This window comes from Pseudomonas sp. ADAK7 (assembly GCF_012935675.1).
Taxonomy (GTDB): domain Bacteria; phylum Pseudomonadota; class Gammaproteobacteria; order Pseudomonadales; family Pseudomonadaceae; genus Aquipseudomonas.
This window is the reverse complement of the sequence record NZ_CP052861.1, coordinates 6,811,087-6,831,279: the sequence shown is the minus strand read 5'-3', so window position 1 is coordinate 6,831,279 and position 20,193 is coordinate 6,811,087. Positions and strand designations below refer to the sequence as shown.

Below are 20,193 nucleotides of genomic sequence, written 5' to 3'. Positions count from 1 at the left end.
ACTTCACCGCCCGCCGTTGCTGTGCCGCCGACACCATAAGCCGCGGTAGTCAGCTTGGTACCGTCGGCTAATGAGTTCGAGCCCAGCGCCACGCTGTTGGCAGAGGTCACGGATGCCGATGCACCAATCGCAACACCGGAACTGGATGTCACCGATGTATCCGTCCCCAAGGCAACACTGTTATCTCCAGCAGCCGTAGCAGCCAATGCTGCAGTTGAGCCGCCGCCCAGAGCGATCGCATTTAATCCAGCGGCGCTGGCGAACGAACCTAACGCCGTGGCGTTTTCGCCGGAAACCGCAGTCTTTTCACCTACCGCCGTTGCGTTCTTGCTCGACGCACTGACGGCCCAACCTACGCCGGTCGCATTCTCACCAGTCACGTTTATCTGGCGACCCAGGCCAATAGAGTTAGCTCCCGTTGCGGTAGCAAAGTCGCCTATCGCGATACTGATGTTTTTAGCAGTGGCTCCTGCACCACCGGCGATAGCAATGGAACTATCAGTCGCCACCGCTGGAATTGATGAAGTATCGGTAGTGTTTTGCAGGGAAGTTGCAGCCAGCACCGGGCTCATTGCTCCCAAAGATAAAACGGCCATCGCAGCAGCACACGCACCAGACGTTTTCAAAACCCGCTTACGCTGCCCCGCCGGCCCGCTCTTGGTCTTTTTACAGGCCAGTTCCGAAGCAACTACCCAGCAACCCAGCGATGTATTCCAGACAACCGAAAATATTTTATTCATCTATGAATTGGCGTCGAGCCAACCTCCGAATCACGTGTCATCCATGGCGTGATGACGTCCGCTTTTTCAATCAATACTTGATATAAAAACCCTGCTCACAAACGACACTCCGCCTCTGAAACGACAAGTGTTCAATCTTCGTTTTATGCAAGTAACAGCAACTACCAAGGAATTAAGAGATCGTATTGTCTCGACTTGCCAACATGATTAAGTTAGGAAATTTCCTGCTGTTTGTAGGAAATTTCCCGAGCAACTAACCGCCGCCATCCGCTGAAGATCCAACCAGTTCAATAAACCCGCCGCCGTCATCGGTCGGGAACACAAGTAGCCCTGCCCTTGCGTACAGCCAAGTTCCAGCAATACCTGACGTTGCTCTTCGGTTTCGATCCCTTCGACGACGACCGTCATGCCCAATGCTTCGCCCAGCGCCAGGGTGCTTTTTATAACGGCGCGGCAGCGCGGCTCTTGTTTGAGCCCGCGAACGAACTCGGCGTCGAGTTTGATTTCGTTGAACGGCAACTGACACAGGCGCTGCAACGACGAAAACCCCGCGCCGAAATCATCGATCGACAGGTTGCAACCCATCATTCGCAAGCGCACCAGGCTTTCCAGACTGGCCGCAGGGGCTTCGAGCAGACCCGTTTCCGTCAACTCGAACGTCAGCCCTGAACCGGGCAGATCATGCGCGATCAGCATCGCCTTGATCCGGCACGTGAGTTCGGCATTCACCAATTGCACAGCGTGCAGATTGAAGGCGATATTCAGCGCCAATCCCTGCCTGAGTACCTGCCGCTGTAGCCTCAAGCCTTGTTCCATTTGCAGGATCAGCAAGTCATCCATCAACCCGCAACGCTCGATAATCGGCATGAACACCGAGGGCGGCAGCACACCTTTGGAGGGATGGTGCCAACGGGCCAAGGCTTCGACGCTGCTGACTTCGCCGGTCATCAGGTCGAATTTTGGCTGGAAGTACGTCTGCAACTGCTGATCAGCCAGTGCCCGGCGCACCTCCTCTTCCGAGGCCTGCACCGTCACTGCCGGGACGACCCGTTCGCCAATGGGTTCGTGCATGTGTTTTGCCAGCAATCGTTGCAGCGCTCCGAACTGCAAAGGCTTGCTGACATCGCCCAGCAACACCATCCCCAACATCGAAACCAGTTGCCCCACCGCCCGACGCACATCGGCCGACAGCGAACTGCTGATGATGATCGCCCCCGCCAGACGCGATCGCCCCACGCTCTGCAGAAGCTCAAGGCTGTCGACACCGTCCATGCGCAGGTCACACAGGGTGATATCCACCGCACCGACCTGCCCCAGGATCGCCAGGGCTTGTGCGGCATCGCTGGCTACGAAGACTTCCTGGCATCCGGATTGCCACAGCATGTTCACCGCCATCGAGCGATGGAAGGCGTTGTCGCCAAGAACCAGGATGCGCAACGGGAGCATGGGCATGGACGCGGCTCACAATGAAAGGAATGAGCCAATTGTCCGGCGTAGGCCGGTGGGTATCGTTAGGAAATTTCTCCCTGAATGTAGGAAATTTCCGAGCGTCACGCCCCTCCCGGTAATGCGGCATATCGTCAGCGGAATGCTGGTTCTTTGAGAAATTTCCTACATACACAACGTTGTATCCATCACTAATGTTTAGCGCTCGTTGTATGCAGTTATTAGCCAACTTTCCCAAGACAGAGTCCGAGATGACTAAAGAGCGAAATCAACTACGGGTATTAATCAGGCGCCACGAAGACAACCTGAAGTTGCTGACTGCACATAGTGAATCGTGGCGCGGCGAAGATCGCGATAGAGGCGCCGCGACCCTGCAGAACCTGACAGTGCAAATGGAAAGACTGTTGCAGCAGTTGAACAAGCGCAGGGGCCGCAAACTAGAGGACTGATCTTGTGCACTAAAGTGAACTCAAGTCAGGGTCGGGAGTTTTAGCCCGACACCGGGGTCTACAACACCGGATCAGCCATGCGCTGCTCCAGCGTTTGCGCCAATCGCTCCATCGCTTGCTGCAACGCATCCACCGCCTCGGTCAACAGGATCGAGTCCGACCCCATACAGATGACCTCTAATTGCTCGCAGCACAGGATCAGGCTCTGCGCCTTGATGATGCGGGCGCCGCCCTTGACTCGATGGGCCAGATCGGAAAGACCTGACAAGTCATGCTCGCCGAACAGTTTGATCAGCCGCAACATGTCTTCTTCATTACTGGACGCCAGATCACCGAGCAGGTTTTTGATCGCGTTGCGATCTCCACGGGTCAGTTGCTGCAAGCTGCTCAAATTGATGTCGCCATCAATCTCTGGCATCGGCGCGCCAAGGGGTAATGACTTGGTACCGGGTTGTACTGAGGCCAGTCTGGCGCTCAACTCCAGGAGGCTGATGGGTTTGAACAGGCAATCGTCCATTCCCTCGGCCAGGCAGCGTTCTTTTTCCTCTGGCTGGGCGTTGGCGGTGAATCCCAGGATCAGGCACGGCTCGGCGCCCGAAGCCTTTTCTTCATCACGAATGGCCCGCGTCAGCTCGTAACCGTTCATCACGGGCATGTTGCAGTCGGTAATGACCACATCGAAGTTGCCGTTGCGCCAGGCGCGCAGGCCATGGGCGCCATCCTCGGCGTCGCAGACGCCGTGACCGAGATAGGACAATTGCTGGGAAAGCAGCAAGCGGTTGGCCGGGTAGTCGTCAATCACCAGGATATTGAGCACCCACGCCTGAGACGCCAGCTCGACCGCCGGCAATTCGGCAGCGGGCACAGGTTGCAAGATCAGCAGATCGAGACGGATATCAATCTGCGTGCCCTTGCCCGGCACGCTGCTCAGGTGCAATTGGCCGTGCATCATTTCACACAGGGTCCGGCTGATGACCAGGCCCAGCCCCGAACCACCCCGCGCCGACTGATTATTATTGCTGGCCTGGCCGAAAGGGTTGAACAGCCGCTCCTGATCCGAGGTGGAAATGCCAATGCCGGAATCCTTGACTTGCACATGAAGCGCCAATCGCTCGCCGCACACGCCAGGCGCCGCCTGCACGCTCAAGCGCACCTCGCCTTCGTCGGTAAACTTGATCGCGTTGCTCAGCAGGTTGGACAGAATCTGTTTGAAACGCAGCGGATCGATCAGCACATCGCGACTGGCCTTGAGATCAAAATCCAGCAACAACCGCAGGCCTTTTTGCCGGGCCACCCCTTCGAACATGCGCACCACCGACTCGACCAACTCGCGCAAACTGGCCCGTTCCGGGGTCAGGGACAGGCGACCGGATTCAATGCGGGCGATATCGAGAATGTCACCGATCAGGTCCAAAAGGCCCCGCGCCGCGCCAGAAGCCACTTCGATGGCGAAGCGGTCCATGACGCCTTGATCGGCTTTCTTCATCGCCAGTTCGAGCATGCCGATCACGGCATTCATCGGGGTGCGGATTTCATGGCTCATGGTGGCCAGGAACGTGGTTTTCGCCCGGTTGGCGTCATCGGCGCTTTTCTTGGCACTCTGCAATTGATCCAACAGGCGCTGGCGGTCGCTGATATCGATCCAGCCGGCGATGATCCCGGCCACCACGCCATCACTGGTGTGATACGGCAGCATCCAGTGGTATACCGTATGCACCACGCCGTCCTTGTGGGTGTACGTCCGATCCTGGATCCAGCGCGTCCCGTCCTCCATCACCTTGATGTACTCGGCCTGAAAGGTCTGCGCATCGGAGTTGCCGATCAATATGCTATCGGTAATCTTCTGGCCCATCACCGCCTCGCGCGGGACACCCAGCACATCGAGGTAAGCCGAGTTACAACTCACCAACCGCCCCTGACGGTCACGGACATAAATCGGGTGCGGCGTGCCGTCGATCAAGACGCGCATGAACTCCATCTGGTCGTTGAGCGCCAACTCGGCCTTTTCGCGAGTGGACACCAACCGGCGCAGGTAAATGATCCAAACCACGGCCATCAACAACAATAGCGCAAACAGGACAAAACCCTGGATGACCGCCGAGCGATGGTGCAGCCAGTTGTCGTTATCGATCACCACATCGTGGCGCCAACGGCCGGTCAGCTCATCCAGTTCTTCCGGGGGAATGCTTTGCAGGGCTTTGTCCAGGATCGAGTACAACTCCAGCGCCCCACGGTCGGTGGCGAAACTCGCCTGGGCCGACTGCAAACCGACGACATTGGCAATGTGCAGGAGGTCGCGGAACTGGCGCAAAATCAAGTAACGCCCATTGATCAGCGAGTTGATGGCGCCATCCGCCTCCCCCTTGGCCACCAACACCATGGCATCGGCTGCAGTCTTGGTCTGGATCAACTCAATGCCGGGGAATTTATCTCTAATGAAGTCGTACAGCGCATTGCCGCGCCGCAGTGCCAGTTTTTTACCGACCATGCCGTCCAGTGTTTGCGCACTGCCCGACTCGTCCCGCGTGATCAGGACAAACGGGTTAGTCAAATAAGGACGGGTGAACCGCAGCTCGCCTTCGCGTTCGGTAGTGGGCGTGAACGCCGCGATCAGATCAGCATTGCCGACCCGGATCTGCTCGATCAACTTGTCCATCGAGTTGCCGCGCAGCACATCGAATTTCAAACCGGTGCGCTGGCTGATCTTGGCCAGCACCTCGGCACTGATGCCGCGGAACTCACCCTGATCATCGAAGAAGGACATGGGGGCCAGGCTGTCATTGACCGCCACGGTCAGGCGAGGATGTTTTTTCAGCCAGCGCTCTTCGGCCGCACTGAACTGCAATGGATGAAGCCCGGAAAGGCTCATGTCACCGGCACTCCAACGGCGCAGAATCGTCATGCGCTCAGTGATGGGGATCACCGCCAGCGCGGCATTGACGATGTGCAGCAGACGCCGATTGTCCTGGGGCGTGGCAAAGGAAAAATGCGTGGTGTACACCCCGGACAATGCCGTCAGGTGGACGTCATTGAGGAAGTGTTTGTTGACCAGATAATGGGTGCTGATGGCATCACCCACGTAAGCATCCGCGTGTCCGAACGCCACGGCACCGATCGCGCCCTGGGCCGAAGGGTAAAACTGCAGTTGCGCCTTGGGGTAGGCGGCACGGACTGCGTCTGTCGGCTGATAGTGGTCAAGCATGGCCAGGCGACTGTCGGCCAGGTCAGGCGCCAATACCTGATCCGCGCCACTGTGGGTCACCAGTGCCGACGGCGCGTCGGCATAGGCACTGCTCAGCGCCAGCTCTGGATCGGCCCCATCGAAACTGTTGGCAGTGCCCACCAGATCCAGCTCACCGAGTTTGAGTGCCTGGATCACCTCGGCTCGTGAGTCATAACGCCGAACCTCGACCTTGATGTGCAGCATGGTGGCCAACAGCTCGGCATAATCGGCGGTGATACCCTCGTAATCCTGGCCGTTGGTAACCATATCGAAGGGCGCATAATCCGACGCCGACACGCCCAGGCGCAGCGAGCTTTTGTTGCGTAACCATCGCCAATCCGCCTCCTCCAGAACGACAGCAGCGTTCGCGCCATTTGAACGGCCGAAGAGGTTCAGGGATTGCGCCTCGGCTTGTGCTGTCGAGGCACTTCCTAACGGTCCCAGCAGACAGACGGCAAGCAAATAGTTGCGCAGATGAATTTTCATTTAGATCAGATTATTACGCTTGGCGAAGTCGGCCAGATACACCACCGACTTCACGTTGAGTTTTTCGATCAAACGGGTTTTATAGGTACTGACGGTCTTGTTGCTCAGCAACATGGCATCGCCAATTTCCTTGTTGCTCAGGCCCCGGGCCAGTTGCTGCAAAATCACCAGTTCACGATCGGACAAGCCGCGGATCATCTCCAGCTCAGTGGAATCGATATCGCTTCGGCGTACGGAATTGCCCGCCAGGTTGGGAAAGAAGGTATAGCCCGCCATAAGCGCCTTGATCGCTTTGCTCAATTCACTCAATTCATCGGTTTTCGAGATATAACCGGCAGCGCCTGCTTTCATGCAGCGCATGGCATAAAAGGCGGCGGACTGGGAGGTCAATACCAGGATCTTGCTCGACAGTTTCAGCGCGCTGATCCGGTTGATGACTTCCAATCCATCCAGGCTCGGCATGGCGATATCCAGCAGGATCAGTTCCGGGTCGTGCTTGCGAGCCAGTTGCACCGCATCCACGCCATTATCAGCCTCGGCGACGACTTCGAATTGCTCGCGTTCCAGCAACACTTTTACAGTTGCCCGAATGAACGGATGATCGTCTACAACCAATGCTTTATGCATTTGAACCTCACGGTAATACGCACAGGAGATACCAGTGACGGGAAGAGCCATGCATCAAAAGAGTATGGAACAATTCACCGGCCTATGTAGCTCACCTCACTACGTAATCGGCAGCCCTATCGAAATCTTTCCGACGTTGCGCCGACATTTTCAAGCGGGTAATTTCGGGTTCCGCAACCATTGCACGAACCGCTGGGCATCCATGGGCCGCGCCAGGTGGTAACCCTGGCCGAATGAACAGCCCATCTCCACCAGCCCATCCCGGATCAACTGGCTGCCGACTCCCTCGATCACCAGGCTCATGTTCAGCACCCGGGCCAACGCCACGGTGCTGGTGACCATTGCCCTGGTGCGCGGATCGGCAATGGAACGCACGAGTTGTCCGTCAAGTTTGAGTTGGTTGAATGGCAGGTGGCAGAGCAGTGTCAGCGAGGAAAAACCCATGCCGAAATCGTCGATCGACAGGCTGCACCCCATCATGCGCAGGCGCAGCAGGTTTTCCCGGGTCGCCCTGGGGATGTCGAGCAAGCCGTTTTCGGCCACTTCGAACAACAACGTCGACCCCGGGAAGTCGTTGGACTTCAAGACCTGGTGAATGTGGTCAGTCAGGTCATCGCGGGCCAGTTGCGAGGCGTGAAGGTTGAAGGCCAATTCCACGCCCAGGCCGGACTGGCGCAAGGCGTGCAGCAGACTCATCCCTTGCTCCAGCATTTGCTTGAGCATTTCATCGATCAGGTCATAGGCCAGCACCGCGGCCAGAAAGTCCTTGGGCAATAGCAGCCCCCTGACCGGGTGCTCCCAACGCGCCAATGCTTCAGCCCCGGCCAATACCGTGCCGTTCATCTCGAACTTGGGTTGGAACCAGGCTTTGAACTCCCCCAACGCCAGGCCCCGGCGAACATCCTCTTCGCTGGGCAGCTTGTATGGCGGTGCGGGATCGACGTCCGGTAGCAGGCGCCGGTGGCCATAACGCTGCAAGATTTGCTGCAACGAATACAACTGCGTGGGTTTGCTCAGGACGCCCAGCAACTGCAATCCGGCAAAGTTGGTCATCTGTTCGACGGCGCGACGCAGCTCCGGCCGGAACTCACTGCACAGGGCAACCGCGCGAACCATTCCGTTCTGCCCGACAGAATGCAGAAAGTCCTGACAATTGAGGGCCGTATTCCCCAGGTCACAGAGCACAATATCCACGCCCCCCGCGCGGCGGATCTGCGCCATCGCCCCTTCGTTGTTATCGGCCTGCAAAATATCGATGACGCCCAGATGCTGCAGCGCCGTGACCAACACACCACGCCGAAACGAGTGATTTTCTAATACGAGAACGCTAGGGGAATCCATCTCGCTGCTTACCCTGCAATACATGGAAGCAAAATTGTGGCTATTTCATGACACAGCGAGCGAAGGATTTATCTCCCTGATCTGTAGGAAATTTCCTAGGCGCAATATCAGCCAAGCACGGTTCTGTAGCAGCTGGCGAAGCCTGCGTTCGGCTGCGCAGCAGTCGTGAGTTCAGGCAACGCAGTGCATCAGTAAGACCTTGTGCCCAGGTTTTACGACTGCTTCGCAGCCGAACGCAGGCTTCGCCAGCTGCTACAAAGGTCGTGATATGACTCATTTGATTGGTATCGGGAGCTCAGGCGGCGCGGAATTCATGGCACGACATGAAGGGGTAACCGGGTGCGAGGCCGCTTCCGGTTAGTCCGAATCAGCAGTGGCTTCGATCTTCTCCAGTGTCTGATTAGCTCCGAGCACCTCACGAATCAAAGCCAGTCTGATTTCATCATGACCCGGTTTGCCCCTGTCCAGGGCCGCGAACGATTGCTCCATTCGAATGACGATTTCAGCGTTCAGGCTTCGCCTGTTCTCTTTCGCAATACGTTTTAACGTGAGGCGCAAACCCTCAGGTAATCGAAGAACAAACCTATTGAGTGCTTTTTCCACCACCAACCCCTGAAAACCGTGAGAGTTCGGTAGTTTGGTCTCCAGCAATGTGAATTTTATGTAGGGCTTTTCTTGCATGAAGGCGAGAAATTTCCCACAAACGCCACTCGCCTCCCAGCGCAAGACCTGTGGCGAGGGAGCAAGCTCCCTCGCCACAGTGGTCATTGCCAACGTTACAAAGAGTCACGCGAACTCCTCGCGCAACATCCCCACAAACGCCTCCCGCGCCGGGTGAACGCCGGCGTTTTCATGCCAGTAGAATAAATTCTCCACCGCCGTCAGCTCCGGGAACTCGTACCCCGCGCAACCTGCGCCTTTGGCGAACTGATCGAACACCCCTTTGGGCACCAGCGCCACGCCGGCACCGGCACTGACGCAACCGACAATCGCGCCGTAACTGGCCAGGCTGACAATCGGCAACGCCTGCCCCTGGCGCAGCAACCAATGCTCCAGCGCCGCGCGATAGGGACAGCCCTGGGGCCACATGAACACGGTTTTGTCCTGCAAATCGGTGATGTCGCGCACCGGCCCCAGGGACGTCGAGGCAATCAGCAGCAGCTCTTCGCGGTACATCGGCGTGCGCTTGAGTTGTGAGCGCTCGACATCCACCGCGACGATGGCACCGTCGAGGCGGTGATTGGCGGTGTCGTCGAGCAGTTGACTCCAGGTGCCGGTGGTCAGCTCCAGCGCGACGCCGGGATAGCGTTTGTGGAATTTGGCCAACAAGCGCGGTAAGCGCCCGGTGGCCGAGGATTCGATGGCGCCGATGCGCAGCGGCCCGGACGGCTCGGCGCACGGGTCCAGTGCGCGCTTGGCTTCAGCGGTCAGCGCGAGGATCTTCGAGGCATAGGCCAGGAACGTTTGCCCCGACGGACTGATCCGCAACCCCCTGCCCTCGCGCAGGAACAGCGCCACCCCCAACTCGGCTTCCAGCGCCTTGATCCGCGCCGTGATATTCGACGGCACGCAGTGCAACAGCTGCGCCGCCCGGGCAATGCTGCCGACGTCGGCGACGGTCTTGAACATGCGAATCTGAGCCAATTCCATACATCACCAAAAGTGAAGAGTTGGCGCAGTATAAGTCAGTTGTGGCGAATGATCCGAATTCTGATACTGAGTGCATCAGCCCACAGGTGCACGACCATGCCGCGACTCTCACCCACTCTGAAAATCATTCTGGCCATGACGTTTGTCGTCGCGTGCTGGGGGTATTCACCCACTGGCATCCACATCGGCTTGCAGGCTTACGACCCCGGTCATCTGGCGCTGCTGCGGTTTCTGCTGGCGTCAGTGTTCATGGCGATTGTCGCGGTCTGGCGCGGCATCAGCTTGCCGAAAATCCGTGACCTGCCCTTCCTGATTGCCCTCGGTTTCTTTGCCGTGAGCCTGCACCATGTGTTGCTGAATTTCGGTCAGCAAGGCGTCAGTGCCGGAGCCTCCAGCGTGTTGGCGCAATCGACGCCGTTGTTCAGCACATTGCTGGCGCGATTTGTGTTCAAGGATCGGGTCAGCGTCTGGCGTTGGGGCTGTGTGTTGTTGGGGCTGATCGGCGTGGTGATCGTGGTGGCCGGCGATAAAGGGCTGGGCAGCATTGACGCCCACGGCTTGCTGATTTTGCTGGCGGCGGTGTCGTGGAGTGTTTACTTCGCCCTGCAAAAACATCACACCGGGCGCTATGACGGATTGACCCTGACCTGTTATTCGGTGTGGTCCGGCACCGTGCTGTTGCTGGTGTATCTGCCGGGGTTGGCGGATCAGGTGGCGAAGGCACCGGTTGATGTGCAAATGGCAGTGATTGGCCTGGGCATTTTTCCGAGTGCCTTGGCGTACCTGGCTTGGGCGTTTGTGCTGGCCCATGTCGATCTGAGTCGTGCGGCGATGACGCTGTACCTGGTGCCGCCGACGGCGATGGCCATTGCATCAGTGGCGTTGGGAGAACGGCCGGCGATGATGGTGATTGTCGGGGCGGTGGTGGTGTTGATCAGCGTGCTGGCGTTGAATCTTGAGCGCCGGCCGGCGGTGGTTCGCACGGTAGGGGTTTAAAGAAACCCGGCGCCATGGCCGGGTTCTGTTTACCGCAGGTCATCAGACAGCGGCGTCTCTTCATCCGCCGCCGGTACATCTTCATCGGCGGCCGGGTCCTTCCAGTCTTCAGGACGATCCTCGTCACTCAAGGCCGGGTCCCGTGAAGGGTCCATCCCTGCCGGTGCATCTGAGTCCAGCGTTGGCTCGTCCGTGCCGGGCATGGGTCTGGTCGGGTCGGTATTGGGGGTTGCGCCCTGGAACATCGAATCGTTAGCCATGATGCACCTCACTGATGTGGCCCGGTTAATCCGGGCCATATCAGTTGGAAGCGACGGCAGGAACAGCGTGCTATCGACTAGACCAACGGTTGTCAGCCCTGGGCCAGAAAGCGGTCGCGACTGTTGGTCAGGTGCAGCCACATCGCCGCGCGCGCCGCGTCCGGGTCCTGGCGCTTGATGGCGTTGAGGATTGCCTCGTGTTCCTGATTGGCCAGTTGTCCGAGCTTGCTCAAATCCGTGGCGCCACGTTCGGCGGCATTCACGCGGGTGCGGGGGATCATCGCACTGCCCAGGTGCTGCATGATCTCGGTGAAGCACACATTGCCGGTGGCCTCGGCGATTAACAGGTGGAAGCGCTTGTCGGCTTCCACGCAGCTGTCGTTGTTGGCCAGCAGGCGTTGATAGTCATCCAGTGCCTCGCGCATCTGCGCCAGTTGCTGCTCGGTGCGACGGGTTGCGGCCAGCGCGGCGGCCTGGGTTTCCAGGCCCATGCGCAACTCCAGAATGCTGCGCACGCCCAGCGCGGTGTCGACGTTCAACCGCAACCCCTGCTCCGCCGCGCGCTCGATGACAAAAGTGCCGATGCCGTGACGGGTTTCCACCAGCCCTGAAGCCTGCAGCTTGGAGATCGCCTCGCGGACCACCGTGCGGCTGACGCCGTGCTCCTGAACAATCGTGTTCTCGGACGGCAGCTTGTCCCCCGGCAGCATCTGCCCGAGCAGGATGGTCTGGGTCAGCTTGGCCACCAGGTCATGGGCGAGGTTGTGGCTGCGCTTGCGGGCAGGTGCGTCGAGGTCTTCTTGCATGGCGATCTTCCGAAAAGCAGGGCAGTCGAGATCGTAGCACTCGCCCCTGAAGAAAACAGCGCCTAACTTGTATGACAACACTCAACAAAAACGCTTCCAGCGCTTTTAAAATCGCCTACTCCAATCAAATAAAGAATAACGAATCGGCAAATAAGCGCCATTTTGTTGGACAACAGCCCTTGCACGACGAAAAAATGCAGTTGTATGATGTCTATCAACATCGCAGCACCCAGCCGCACCCCGCATAAAAATAATCAGTGGGAGAAACGCAAGTGAATACAGCCATATCCGGGACGAACGACAGCACCGATTCGGTCCTCAAGTCCGCCGTCGCCAAAGTCAAACGTCATGTCCTGCCGCTGTTCGTGATCATGTTCATCGTCAATTACATCGACCGGGTGAACATCGGTTTCGTCCGCGCCCACATGGAACAGGACCTGGGCATCGGCGCTGCCGCCTACGGCCTCGGGGCCGGCCTGTTCTTCATCGGTTACGCCCTGTTCGAAGTCCCCTCCAACATGCTCCTGCAAAAAGTCGGCGCGCGTATCTGGCTCACCCGGATCATGCTGACCTGGGGCCTGGTCGCCGCGGGCATGGCCTTCATCCAGAACGAAACCCACTTCTACATCCTGCGCTTTCTGTTGGGCGTGGCCGAAGCCGGGTTTTTCCCGGGGGTGATCTACTACTTCACTCGCTGGTTGCCCGGAGTTGAACGTGGCAAAGCGATTGCGATTTTCCTCAGCGGTTCGGCGGTTGCCTCGCTGATCTCGGGGCCGCTGTCCGGGCTGCTCCTGCAAATCAACGGTCTGGGCCTGCATGGCTGGCAATGGATGTACTTCATTGAAGGCATGTTCTCGGTGGGCCTGTGCGTATTCGTCTGGTTCTGGCTCGACTCCAAGCCCCACGACGCCAAATGGCTGAGCCGCGAAGAACAGGACGCGCTGGTCAAGGCCATCGACGATGAACAACTGGCTCGCGAAGCCGCCACGCCGATCAAACCGTCCCTGGGCAAACTGCTCAAGGACCGCCAGATCATTCTGTTCTGCCTGATCTACTTCTTTATCCAGCTGACCATTTACGCCGCAACCTTCTGGCTGCCGAGCATCATCAAGAAGATGGGCGATCTCAGCGACATTCAGGTCGGGTTGTTCAACTCGATCCCGTGGTTGCTGTCGATTGTCGGCATGTACGCCTTCGCCGCGTTTTCCGCCAAATGGAAACACCAGCAAGCCTGGGTCGCTGCTGCGCTGTTGATTGCGGCTGCCGGGATGTTCATGTCCACCACTGGCGGACCGATCTTTGCCTTCGTCGCGATCTGCTTCGCGGCACTGGGTTTCAAATCGGCGTCGTCGTTGTTCTGGCCAATTCCCCAGGCGTACCTGGACGCGCGGATCGCTGCCGGGGTGATCGCGCTGATCAACTCGGTGGGCAACCTTGGCGGTTTCGTTGCACCGACCACCTTCGGCCTGCTGGAAGAGCACACCGGTTCGATCCAGGGCGGGCTCTACGGTCTGGCGGCAACCTCGATCATCGCCGCGATCATCGTTTTCGCTGCGCGCAACACGCCCAAACCAGCACCCGCCGTCGTCGGCCAAGCCACTTCCAGCCACGCCTGAATCTCCGTTGTTAAGGACAATAAAAATGAACGCACACGACACTGCAAAAGCACCGATCATCACCAACATGCAGGTGGTTCCGGTGGCCGGTCACGACGGCATGCTGCTCAACCTAAGCGGCGCCCACGGGCCATTTTTCACCCGCAACATCGTGATCCTCACCGACAACGCCGGGCACACCGGCGTCGGCGAAGTACCGGGCGGCGAGCGTATTCGCCAGACCCTGGAAGACGCGCGTTCGCTGGTGGTCGGCAGCCCGATTGGCACTTACCAGAAGATCCTCAATCAGGTGCGCCAGACCTTCGCCGACCGCGATGCCGGCGGCCGGGGCCTGCAAACCTTCGACCTGCGCATCACCATTCACGCCGTCACGGGCCTCGAAGCCGCCCTGCTCGATTTGCTCGGCCAGCATCTGGACGTACCGGTCGCCGCCCTGCTCGGCGAGGGCCAGCAACGCGATGAAGTGAAAATGCTCGGCTATCTGTTTTATGTCGGTGACCGCAACCAGACCGACCTCGCCTACCGCAGCGAAGCGGATGCCGACAACGACTGGTTCCGTGTGCGTCACGAAAAAGCCATGACTGCCGACGCCGTGGTCCGCCTGGCCGAGGCCGCGCACGCGCGTTATGGTTTCAAGGACTTCAAGGTCAAGGGCGGTGTGCTCAGTGGCGATGACGAAATCGAAGCGGTCACCGCCCTGGCCGAACGCTTCCCCGATGCGCGGATTACCCTCGATCCGAATGGCGCCTGGTCACTGAAAGAAGCGATCCGCCTGTGCCGCGATCAACATCATGTACTGGCCTACGCCGAAGACCCGTGCGGCGCGGAAAACGGTTACTCCGGTCGTGAGGTCATGGCTGAATTCCGCCGCGCCACCGGGCTGAAAACCGCGACCAACATGATCGCCACCGACTGGCGGGAAATGGGTCACGCGATCCAGCTGCAATCGGTGGACATTCCCCTGGCCGACCCGCACTTCTGGACCATGCAGGGCTCGGTGCGCGTGGCGCAGATGTGCCATGAATGGGGCCTGACCTGGGGCTCGCACTCCAACAACCATTTCGACATTTCCCTGGCCATGTTCACCCACGTCGCGGCGGCCGCGCCGGGTGAGATTACGGCTATCGACACCCACTGGATCTGGCAGGACGGCCAGCGGTTGACCAAGGCCCCGCTGCAAATCGTCGGCGGCTGCGTGCAAGTGCCGAAGAAGCCCGGGCTGGGTGTGGAACTGGATCTGGATCAGTTGGCCAAGGCCCATGAATTGTATAAAGGCATGGGCCTGGGTGCGCGGGATGACAGCGTGGCGATGCAGTATCTGATCCCAGGCTGGAAATTCGATAACAAGCGGCCGTGCCTGATGCGCTGACATCCACCGAGCCCTGTAGGAACAAAGCTTGCTCGCGATTGCGGTCTGTCAGGCACATTGATGTTGAATGTGCCGCCGTCATCGCGAGCAAGCTCTGCTCCTACAAGTTCGCGGCGTGTAGAAGCCATTGCCTGAACGCCGCCATCGCCGAGGTTTCCGGCCGCGACTGCAAGCGGGTCAACCAGTAGCTGCCCGTGGTGATGTGAATGGCGAACGGTTGCTCGATGGCACCCGCAGCCAGTTGCCGGGCGAACATCAGCGGCGGTGCCAACGCCACCCCGGCTCCTTGCAACGCTGCCTCCATCATCGCCAACGACGAGTCGAAGACGATGCTCCGGGGCGCCGCAGCGAGGGTCGAGAGGCCGGACGCGGCGAACCAGTCCGGCCATTCGTCGGTGCGATAAGAACGCAGCAGGGTTTGCCCTGACACATCGGCCGGCTCGCGCAATTGCCGGGCAATCTCGGGCACACACAACACCGACAGCGGCGCCTCGATCAGCCGCACCGCTTCAATCCCATGCCACGCCCCCGCGCCGAAACGGATCGCGTAATCCAGCCCTTCAGCCGCCACGTCCACCCGGTTGTTATTGGTCGACAGGCGCAAATCTATGAACGGATGTTTCGCCTGGAAGTCCGCCAGGCGCGGCAACAACCACCCCACCGCAAACGTCCCCACCGCGCCCACCGTCAACACGTCCCGGTAATGCCCGCCTTCCAGACGTTCGAGGGTTTCGGCAATCCGGTCGAAGGATTCGCGCAGCACCGGCAACAGCGTTTCGCCCTCGCTGGTCAGCATCAGGCCACGGGGCAAGCGTTTGAACAGGGTGACGTTAAGCTGCGCCTCAAGGCTCTTGACCTGATGACTCACCGCCGCCTGGGTGACGCACAGCTCCACCGCAGCCCGGGTGAAACTCAAATGGCGGGCCGAGGCTTCGAAGGCGCGCAGTGCGTTCAACGGTAACTGAGGCCGGATCATGCCTATTCCCTAATTTTTCTAATGGCTCGTGCGAATTATCATCGGTTGTCGATCAGCGGCAGGTTGCCTAGATTTGCCACGCCGTTGACCGGGAAGTCTACCGGTCAGCGCCTCAATTCGCAGGGATCAGAAGCAATGACAAACCTAATCAACACCACCAGACTGACTGTTTTCGGGGCTTGCGTCGCCTTGCTCAGCGCCGGCCCGTGCCTGGCGCAGGGTCAGACCGATCAGCAGGTCCAAAGCGTTGTCGATGCCGCCATTAAGCCCGTGATGCAAGCCCAAGGCGTTGCCGGCATGGCCGTGGCTGTCACCGTCAACGGCAAGGCACATTACTTTAACTACGGCGTCGCCGACAAAGAAAACGCCAAGGCGGTTACGGAAAACACCCTGTTCGAGATCGGCTCGGTGAGCAAAACCTTCACCGCCACCCTCGGCGGCTACGCCCACGCCACGGGCAAACTGTCCCTGTCGGACAAGGCCAGCAAGGTCCTGCCGGAGTTGCGCGGCAGTGCGTTCGACAACGTCAGCGTGCTGCAACTGGGCACCTACACCGCCGGTGGTTTGCCGTTGCAGTTTCCTGACGCAGCGGATCACGCAGACAAGATGCTCGGCTATTTCAAGCAGTGGAAACCGGTGTATGCGGCGGGCACGCATCGGCAATATTCGAACCCCAGCATCGGCTTGTTCGGTTACTTGGCCGCTCATCAGCTGGGCCTGTCGTTTGATGAAGCGATGGAGAGAACCTTGCTGCCCAAACTGGGTTTGACGCACACCTTCCTGCGGGTGCCGCAGGATCAGATGAGCGTTTACGCCCAAGGCTACGACAAGAATGACAAAGCCGTGCGGGTCGGTCCGGGGGCGCTGGATTCCGAGGCCTATGGCGTGAAAACCAGCGCCGTGGACATGATTCGCTTTGTTCAGGCGAACCTGAAACCGGCGTCGCTGGAAAAACCGTTGCAGCAAGCCATCGCCACGACGCACACCGGTTATTACACCGTTGGCGACATGACCCAGGGCCTGGGTTGGGAGCGCTACACCTACCCGATCAGCCTCGACAAATTGCTCGAGGGCAACTCGACGCCGATGGCGATGCAAGCGCATAAAGTGCAATGGCTGAACCCGCCGCAACCCGAGCCGAACAGCGTGCTGCTCAACAAAACCGGTTCGACCGGTGGCTTCGGTACTTACGTGGCGTTTGTGCCGGCCAAAGACATCGGCATCGTGATCATGGCCAACAAAAACTTTCCGATTCCGGAGCGGGTCAAGGCGGCTCACCAGATTCTGAGCGCGCTGAGCGAGTAATCGCGCCTGGCTACAGGTGAACAACCGGCATAAAAAATGGGCGACCTCTTAAGGTCGCCCATTTTTTTCAGGGTCTTTGCACCGCGCCCTTTTTGCGCTCCAGGCAAGCCAGCGCACTGGCCGCCAGACACAACGCGGCCGCCGTATACACCCACTCCGATGGCGCCACCGGCAAGACAAACCCGGCCAATAACGGCCCCACGCCCGCCCCGATATCCCGCCACACCGCATTCCCCGCCAGCGCTCGCACCCGTCCGCTGTCGGGATGACGTTGGGCGATGACGGTCACCACCAACGGCAGTTGCAACGCGCGCAATACCAGCACCAACGCCCCGCCGACCACCAGCCAGTGAAAGCCAAAGCCGATAAGCGCCATCGACGTCAGCAACGAGAAGACGATCAGCATCCGCGTCGCCCCCCAGCGCTGGGCCGCCATCCCGCCCAAGGGGCTGAGCAACAATTCCGAGACATACCGCAACGCCAGCAATGTCCCGGCGACCACCACGGCGTTGCCTTCCAGCAGGTGTTGCGCCAGTAACGAGAGGCCGATGATGAACAGCCCGTCGAGGGTCAGCCCTTCGATAAACGACCACATCGCGACACTGTCGGGGCGCTTGAAACGGCGGGTCGACGCCGACATCGGATGCGGCGTCGACGGCAACCCCAATGCCAGCCACATCGCGATCAACGACGTCGCAAACATCAGGAAAAAAATCACCCGCGGCCCGTATTCCACACTGAGCAACGCCCCCAACGGCAACGCCAACATCGGCCCCGCTGCAATCACTGCCCGCGAACGCCCGGTGCGACGCGCAGCGCCCAAGGGCTCGGCGGTGGCCATGACTTGGGTGGACAAATTCAGCGCGGCATAGGACAAGCCCCAGCCCAGGCGCAACAGCAACAGCCACCAGAATCCCGACAAGGTCGCATAACCCAACGCGCACAATGCGGCAGTCCCGGTGGCCAGCAACAACGCCGGGCGATCGCCCTGACGGGTATAAAACTCCATGACGTAGCGATAACCGAAAATCCGCACCAAGCGATTGGCCGCCAGCAAAATGCCCGCTTCGGCCAGGCTGATGCCAAATGCCTGCGGCTGCATCGGCAACAGCAGGTACAACAAGACGTCGCCGGGTAGACACAGGGCCAATACGGATGCGGCTCGGGCTGAGTGTTTGTCGGCGGTTTTTTCGGACATGGGGCAAAAGGCCTTGGTAGAAATCAGCAGCCCCTCAGACTGGCGTGAAGCGTTGCTGCTGACAAACTTTTTTACAAGAAAACAGCCCCACAGGGTGGGTGCAGGGCACACATCAGGGATTTTTCTCTTGAACTAGGCTAAGAGGCTCGCAGTCCTCCCTCTTACCTCCCCTTCAAGAGCGCGATCCCCATGAACATCGATCTATCCAACAAAACAGCCCTCGTTACCGGTTCCACCCAAGGCATCGGTTTCTCCATCGCCAAGGGCCTGGCCCAGTCGGGTGCCGAGGTGGTGATCAACGGGCGCAAGCAGGACGCCGTGGACGCTGCTGTCACTGAACTCAAGCACTTGCTACCCTCCGCCAAGGTGCGGGGTGTCGCGGCCGATGTCGGCAGCGCCGAGGGTTGCAAGGCGATGGTCGCGGCCCTGCCCCGGGTCGATATCCTGGTGAATAACGTCGGGATCTACGGCCCGCAGGATTTCTTCGAGACCGAGGATGACGTCTGGGAAAAATTCTTTGAAGTGAATGTGATGTCCGGCGTGAGGCTGTCCCGTGCGTATCTGCAAGACATGGCGAAGAACGGCTGGGGTCGGGTGGTGTTCATTTCTTCGGAGTCGGCGTTGAACATCCCGGCGGACATGATCCATTACGGGTTCACCAAGACGTCCAACCTGTCGATTTCCCGAGGCCTGGCCAAGCGCATGGCCGGCACCGGGGTGACGGTGAACGCGATTCTGCCGGGGCCGACGTTGTCCGAGGGCTTGCAGGAGATGCTCAAGGATGAACAAAAGAAGTCCGGCGAGCCTATGGAAAAAGTAGCCGCCGACTTTGTCATGGCCAACCGTCCGACCTCGATTATTCAACGGGCGGCGAGCATGGAGGAAGTGGCTAACCTGGTGGTTTATGTGGCGTCGCCGCAGGCATCGGCCACCACCGGCGCGGCGTTGCGGGTGGATGGCGGCGTCGTCGACACCATCGCCTGACCGGCCCCACACAATACCTGTGGTGTAGGGGTTGTCTGAGGGGGCAAGCCCCCTCGCCACAGCAAGCCCCCTCGCCACAGGTATTCTCAGTCCCCGGATTGCGTGTCACACCAGGTTTTTGTCATCAATCATCCGGTTGCTCAGGCGGTTTGGCTGGCTTGGCCGGTTTGCCTGGTTTGGCGCCCTTGGCCCCTTTGGTCGTGGCCGGTTCGGCCGCCACCGGTGGCGGGGTCGGTGCAGCCGCTTCCTTCTCCTCGGCCGGCAGGGCATCAATGGTGGCGAAGACTTTCTTCAGGTCGACCGACTTCGATTCATCCCCCGAACTTTCCAGTTTCTTCTCGCCGTCCTTGCCCAACAGGATGACTTTTGGCAAGGCCCCGGCACCGAGTTTCAGCGAGCGGATCAGGGCCATGGTGTCCTGCTGGCCCATGTCCTTGCCGTCGAGCTGACCGGACATGTTCAGCACGCTGTACACCTTGATGTTGCGCTCGGCGACCCCTTGTTTGTTGGCCGGATCCTCAAGCGACTTTTTCAGCCCCAGCCAGACCGGGTCGATGGTACTGGATGTGATCACGATCAACGGTCGGGCCCTGCCCTTATCGACATCCAGAGGGGAATCGCCATCAGCGGCGAGCAAGGGGCCGGCAAGCGCCAGCAAGGTTGTCAGGGTCAAAGACCTGATGAGCATGCGCATCTCCTTTTGATATCCACGCTCTAATGA

At 59.3% G+C, this 20,193-nt stretch carries 16 protein-coding genes and 1 pseudogene; 5 read left to right on the top strand and 12 right to left on the bottom strand.

Annotation, left to right across the window (positions count from 1 at the left end; all coding sequences use genetic code 11):
• Nucleotides 1-251 precede the first annotated feature (251 nt).
• The 7 genes and pseudogenes from HKK53_RS33150 to HKK53_RS31160 form a co-directional block, all read right to left on the bottom strand.
• Nucleotides 252-740 (bottom strand): annotated as a pseudogene (locus HKK53_RS33150) (ESPR-type extended signal peptide-containing protein); the annotation flags it as partial.
• Nucleotides 741-947: 207 nt separating this feature from the next.
• Nucleotides 948-2,192: an EAL domain-containing response regulator gene (locus HKK53_RS31185; RefSeq protein ID WP_169373939.1), complete on the bottom strand. Its 1,245-nt coding sequence runs from the start codon at nucleotides 2,190-2,192 to the stop codon at nucleotides 948-950.
• A 501-nt stretch (nucleotides 2,193-2,693) separates the two neighbouring features.
• Nucleotides 2,694-6,344 (bottom strand): transporter substrate-binding domain-containing protein, encoded by a 3,651-nt coding sequence (locus HKK53_RS31180; RefSeq protein WP_169373938.1) that lies wholly within the window; start codon nucleotides 6,342-6,344, stop codon nucleotides 2,694-2,696.
• Nucleotides 6,345-6,971 (bottom strand): response regulator transcription factor, encoded by a 627-nt coding sequence (locus tag HKK53_RS31175; protein WP_149661875.1) that lies wholly within the window; start codon nucleotides 6,969-6,971, stop codon nucleotides 6,345-6,347.
• Nucleotides 6,972-7,121: 150 nt separating this feature from the next.
• Nucleotides 7,122-8,261, bottom strand: coding sequence for an EAL domain-containing response regulator (locus HKK53_RS31170; RefSeq protein ID WP_237150817.1), 1,140 nt, complete (start codon nucleotides 8,259-8,261; stop codon nucleotides 7,122-7,124).
• 408 nt (nucleotides 8,262-8,669) lie between these two features.
• Nucleotides 8,670-9,080 carry an Arc family DNA-binding protein gene (locus HKK53_RS31165; RefSeq protein ID WP_169373936.1) on the bottom strand — a complete coding sequence of 137 codons (411 nt, stop codon included), beginning with the start codon at nucleotides 9,078-9,080 and terminating at the stop codon, nucleotides 8,670-8,672.
• Between the two features lie 18 nt (nucleotides 9,081-9,098).
• Nucleotides 9,099-9,962 (bottom strand): LysR substrate-binding domain-containing protein, encoded by an 864-nt coding sequence (locus HKK53_RS31160; protein ID WP_149661863.1) that lies wholly within the window; start codon nucleotides 9,960-9,962, stop codon nucleotides 9,099-9,101.
• A gap of 96 nt (nucleotides 9,963-10,058) precedes the next feature.
• Between HKK53_RS31160 and HKK53_RS31155 the strand changes: the two genes are divergently transcribed.
• Nucleotides 10,059-10,958, top strand: coding sequence for a DMT family transporter (locus HKK53_RS31155; RefSeq protein WP_169373935.1), 900 nt, complete (start codon nucleotides 10,059-10,061; stop codon nucleotides 10,956-10,958).
• A 29-nt stretch (nucleotides 10,959-10,987) separates the two neighbouring features.
• Here HKK53_RS31155 and HKK53_RS31150 read toward each other — a convergent pair whose 3' ends face one another.
• Nucleotides 10,988-11,218, bottom strand: coding sequence for a hypothetical protein (locus tag HKK53_RS31150; RefSeq protein ID WP_169373934.1), 231 nt, complete (start codon nucleotides 11,216-11,218; stop codon nucleotides 10,988-10,990).
• 92 nt (nucleotides 11,219-11,310) lie between these two features.
• Nucleotides 11,311-12,024: a FadR/GntR family transcriptional regulator gene (locus HKK53_RS31145; RefSeq protein WP_169373933.1), complete on the bottom strand. Its 714-nt coding sequence runs from the start codon at nucleotides 12,022-12,024 to the stop codon at nucleotides 11,311-11,313.
• Between the two features lie 272 nt (nucleotides 12,025-12,296).
• On the opposite strand from HKK53_RS31145, the gene HKK53_RS31140 reads away from it, so the two are divergent.
• Nucleotides 12,297-13,640, top strand: a complete 1,344-nt coding sequence (locus HKK53_RS31140) for an MFS transporter (RefSeq protein WP_169373932.1) — start codon at nucleotides 12,297-12,299, stop codon at nucleotides 13,638-13,640.
• A 25-nt stretch (nucleotides 13,641-13,665) separates the two neighbouring features.
• The gene (gene gudD, locus HKK53_RS31135; protein WP_169373931.1) at nucleotides 13,666-15,009 is read left to right on the top strand and encodes a glucarate dehydratase; all 1,344 of its coding nucleotides are present in this window, start codon (nucleotides 13,666-13,668) and stop codon (nucleotides 15,007-15,009) included.
• Nucleotides 15,010-15,109: 100 nt separating this feature from the next.
• Here gudD and HKK53_RS31130 read toward each other — a convergent pair whose 3' ends face one another.
• Nucleotides 15,110-15,985 carry a LysR family transcriptional regulator gene (locus HKK53_RS31130; RefSeq protein WP_169373930.1) on the bottom strand — a complete coding sequence of 292 codons (876 nt, stop codon included), beginning with the start codon at nucleotides 15,983-15,985 and terminating at the stop codon, nucleotides 15,110-15,112.
• Nucleotides 15,986-16,120: 135 nt separating this feature from the next.
• On the opposite strand from HKK53_RS31130, the gene ampC reads away from it, so the two are divergent.
• Nucleotides 16,121-17,290: a class C beta-lactamase gene (gene ampC, locus HKK53_RS31125; RefSeq protein WP_169373929.1), complete on the top strand. Its 1,170-nt coding sequence runs from the start codon at nucleotides 16,121-16,123 to the stop codon at nucleotides 17,288-17,290.
• Between the two features lie 67 nt (nucleotides 17,291-17,357).
• Here ampC and HKK53_RS31120 read toward each other — a convergent pair whose 3' ends face one another.
• Nucleotides 17,358-18,488: an MFS transporter gene (locus HKK53_RS31120; RefSeq protein WP_169373928.1), complete on the bottom strand. Its 1,131-nt coding sequence runs from the start codon at nucleotides 18,486-18,488 to the stop codon at nucleotides 17,358-17,360.
• 189 nt (nucleotides 18,489-18,677) lie between these two features.
• On the opposite strand from HKK53_RS31120, the gene HKK53_RS31115 reads away from it, so the two are divergent.
• Nucleotides 18,678-19,472 (top strand): SDR family NAD(P)-dependent oxidoreductase, encoded by a 795-nt coding sequence (locus tag HKK53_RS31115; RefSeq protein WP_169373927.1) that lies wholly within the window; start codon nucleotides 18,678-18,680, stop codon nucleotides 19,470-19,472.
• A gap of 124 nt (nucleotides 19,473-19,596) precedes the next feature.
• Here the strand turns inward: HKK53_RS31115 and HKK53_RS31110 are convergent, their stop codons facing one another.
• Nucleotides 19,597-20,160 carry a DUF4174 domain-containing protein gene (locus tag HKK53_RS31110; protein ID WP_169373926.1) on the bottom strand — a complete coding sequence of 188 codons (564 nt, stop codon included), beginning with the start codon at nucleotides 20,158-20,160 and terminating at the stop codon, nucleotides 19,597-19,599.
• Nucleotides 20,161-20,193: the final 33 nt, after the last annotated feature.